The sequence below is a fragment of the Acidovorax sp. CF316 genome, assembly GCF_000276605.1.
Lineage (GTDB): Bacteria > Pseudomonadota > Gammaproteobacteria > Burkholderiales > Burkholderiaceae_C > Acidovorax.
On record NZ_AKJX01000071.1, the window covers coordinates 1 to 3,008 of the forward strand.

Annotated in this window: 4 protein-coding genes; 3 read left to right on the forward strand and 1 reads right to left on the reverse strand. The window is 67.3% G+C overall.

Features of this window, described 5'->3' with window-relative positions; translation table 11 throughout:
* Window positions 1–205 precede the first annotated feature (205 nt).
* Window positions 206–592, forward strand: a complete 387-nt coding sequence (locus PMI14_RS06670; protein WP_007851674.1) for a hypothetical protein — start codon at window positions 206–208, stop codon at window positions 590–592.
* Window positions 593–665: 73 nt separating this feature from the next.
* Here the strand turns inward: PMI14_RS06670 and PMI14_RS06675 are convergent, their stop codons facing one another.
* Window positions 666–1,478: an alpha/beta fold hydrolase gene (locus PMI14_RS06675; RefSeq protein WP_007851678.1), complete on the reverse strand. Its 813-nt coding sequence runs from the start codon at window positions 1,476–1,478 to the stop codon at window positions 666–668.
* A 348-nt stretch (window positions 1,479–1,826) separates the two neighbouring features.
* Between PMI14_RS06675 and PMI14_RS06680 the strand changes: the two genes are divergently transcribed.
* Entirely contained in the window at window positions 1,827–2,351 is a 525-nt protein-coding gene (locus PMI14_RS06680) for a chemotaxis protein CheW (RefSeq protein ID WP_035202685.1), read from the forward strand.
* A 38-nt stretch (window positions 2,352–2,389) separates the two neighbouring features.
* Window positions 2,390–3,008, forward strand: a 619-nt coding sequence (locus PMI14_RS06685; protein ID WP_007851685.1) for an MCP four helix bundle domain-containing protein, incomplete at its 3' end; no start/stop codon positions are given.

Consider the following 3,008-nt stretch of genomic DNA (forward strand, 5'->3'; position numbering starts at 1 on the left):
CAAGGCCCCGGCCAAGGCGGCCGGCGGTGGGGATGACGAGTGGGAGAGCTTCTGACGCTTGCTTGATGGGGTCAAGCGCCTTGTCTGACAGCGCCGCGGCCTGACAGACGGCGCCATCTGCAAGGCACGGGGCTTACAACGGAGGGGTGGCTGGCCTTGCCCCTGGGCATCGCTGGCCGATCCCTTCACTTCCCAGGAGAAGCCCATGGTCCCCACCACCACCAAAGCCGCCGCCCTGGACCAGGACCTCGCCCAGCAGGCGCGCCCTGGCCACGGCATTCCCTCGCAGGATCCCGATCCCGCAGCACAGCTGCCTTTGTCGGATGCCGAGAAAGAGCGTGAATCCCAGTCGGCCCTCGTGGGCGGCGGGGTCGTGGCCGGCGCCGCGACCGGAGCTGCCGTCGGGGCAGCTGTGGGTGGACCCGTGGGCGTGGTCGTCGGGGGCACACTGGGCGTCGTGGCCGGTGCCCTTGGTGGTGCAGCCGCCGGCGCGGTCACCCGACCGGACGAACCCAGCAGCACCATTCCCGGACCGGCGGAGCACGAAGTCGTCCGCACCGGGGAAACCGGGCGCGAGGACCTCAACCGCTGAGGCAGGGCCAGGTTCCGCCATGAAAAAACCCGCCTTGGCGGGTTTTTTCATGGCTGCTGTCTCTGCCCTGGACTTATCCAGGCCGGTGGGGGTTGGGGAACACCAGTTGCAGCCCCGGCAGCGTCGGGCGCTTGAAGGCCTGCCACTCGGCCTTCGGCCCGGAGGGTTGGGCCAGCCGGTCGGCCACCACCCACCAGGCGCTCGGGTTCAGGCCAATGCCGAAGTGGCTGGCCACCACCTCGATGTTCTCGGTGTGCGGGTTGTGCGCTGCCGGCGCCTGCAGGCTGCCGCGCCAGGCCACCACGCCATCGCTGCGCGAGTAGATGCTGGAGGTGGGCACCGGGGGCGCCTCGGGCAGGTTGTAGCTGGCCACTTCGCGCTCGATGCTGCGGCCACTGGCGAACTGGTAGATGCGCCAGGCATTGGTGGAGGTGTGCGGGCCGGCAAAGGGCGTGCCCAGCGTCACCACGCAGCGCACCAGGTCGGGCAGCTCCTTGGCCAGTTCGCGGGCATAGATGCCGCCCAGGCTCCAGCCCACCAGGCTCACCTTGCCGCCGCTGCGCTGTGCGGCCTGCTGCAACTGCTGCTTGGCGTGGTCCAGCACACCTTCGCGCGGGCCCAGGTTCAGGCCCTGGCCCCAGCCCTGGGTGTCGTAGCTGCGTGACTCCAGGTAGCGGCGCAACGGCGCCGTGGTGGCGTCGCCGGCCGATAGCCCCGGAAACACGATGACGGTGTGCCCGTCACCCTGGGGTGCACGCTGCAGCACGGGCCAGGCGGGCAGCACGGCACCGAATTCCCAGGGCGCGCGCAACTCCAGCGCCAGCAAAGACAGGCCGGGGGCTGGCATGGGGTGGGGGTGGGTCTCTTTTTTGGTGAACAGCGTCATCAGGTCATTCCAGGGGGCTCAAGGCGACTGCCCGGCGGTGTCAGGAGTGGCGGCCAGGGCGCCAGCGGTCCAGCAACCCGCCATTCGACAAGCTGGGTAACGGTAACATTTTTTGGCACCGGAACCCGCCCCGGGAGTGGAGGCACCTCTCCAATGAGGCAGGACCCAGCCCTTTGCAACCTGGGGCAGGGTGGCGTCTGGCGATGGCAGCAACCGGCTTGTATCGACCATGCATGTGCCAGATTTTGTTCTGAAATGTAACTTTTCACTGCTATGCTTTTGGGAGTGCCCGCGGCCTCCTGGCCCGACCCGGTAGCGCATGCCTTCCCCTCCCGAATCTCCCCTCCCATGACCCAAGCCTTTGCTGCAGCCTCTCCCGAAACCCCTTCCCGCACTGCCCAGCCTGCCGGCCGCGCAGGGGAGTACCTGAGCTTTCGCCTGGGGGCGGAGGAGTACGGCATCGACATCCTGCGCGTGCAGGAAATCCGCTCCTACGAGCAGCCCACCCGCATGGCCCATGCACCGGACTTCATCAAGGGGGTGATCGACCTGCGCGGGCGCATCGTGCCGATCCTGGACCTGCGCGTGAAGCTCCAATGCCCCGAGGCGAGCTATACCGACTTCACGGTGGTCATCATCCTGGACATGGGGGCCTTGCTGGTCGGCGCCGTGGTGGATGCCGTGGCCGACGTGGTCACCCTGACCCCGGAGCTCATCAAGCCCGTGCCGCAGTTCGAGCCCCAGGGCCACCTCGACCCGGCCTTTGTCGCCGGCATTGCCAGCGTGGGCGAGCGCATGCTGATCCTGATGGACATCGAGGCGCTGCTCAGCAGTGGCGAATTAGGACTGGTCAGGAACGCAACGCACGGATAACGTGAAAAACACCCAAAAACCAACCAACGAGGGACCGGATGAATCGCTTGAATATTTCCACACGGCTGGTGGTGGCCTTTGCCGCCATGGTGCTGCTGCTGATCGCCCTGGGAGGGGTGGCGCTGGCACGCTCTGCCAGCCAGCGCGCGGCGCTCAATGACATCGTTACCACGCGCATCCCCATCACCAGGGCCATGGGCGCGCTGGCCGACGGGGTGAATGTGCAGGCGATCCAGTTCCGCAACCTGGCGATCTTCTCCTCGGAGGCCATCGTCAAATCGTCGCGCGACCAGATCGGCACGGCACGCTCGACGATCGCCAAGCAGCTGGAAACGCTCACCGCGCTGATCCAGTCCGAGAAGGGCAAGGAGAGCCTGGCACGCATGCAGCAGCACCGCGCAGAGTTCCTGCGGCTGGGGGACCAGTACCTGGGCTTGATCGCCAAGGACCAGAAGGACGAGGCATTGAAGCTGCTTGTGGAGCAGTTGCGCCCGGTCCAACTGGCCTACCAGAAGGAGATCCAGGAGCAGGTGGACTACCAGGCAAAGGTCACGGGCGCTGCCGGTGACCGGGCCGAGGCCGCGGCCAGTGCCCTGCAGCGCGACGTGCTGATCGCCGGCGCCCTGGCCATCGCCATGGCGATCTTCCTGGCCATCA

Coding starts and splice junctions, on each gene's coding strand:
- PMI14_RS06670 (WP_007851674.1), top strand. CDS start 206: ATGGTCCCCACCACCACCAAAGCCGCCGCCCTGGACCAGGACCTCGCC.
- PMI14_RS06675 (WP_007851678.1), bottom strand. CDS start 1,478: ATGACGCTGTTCACCAAAAAAGAGACCCACCCCCACCCCATGCCAGCC.
- PMI14_RS06680 (WP_035202685.1), top strand. CDS start 1,827: ATGACCCAAGCCTTTGCTGCAGCCTCTCCCGAAACCCCTTCCCGCACT.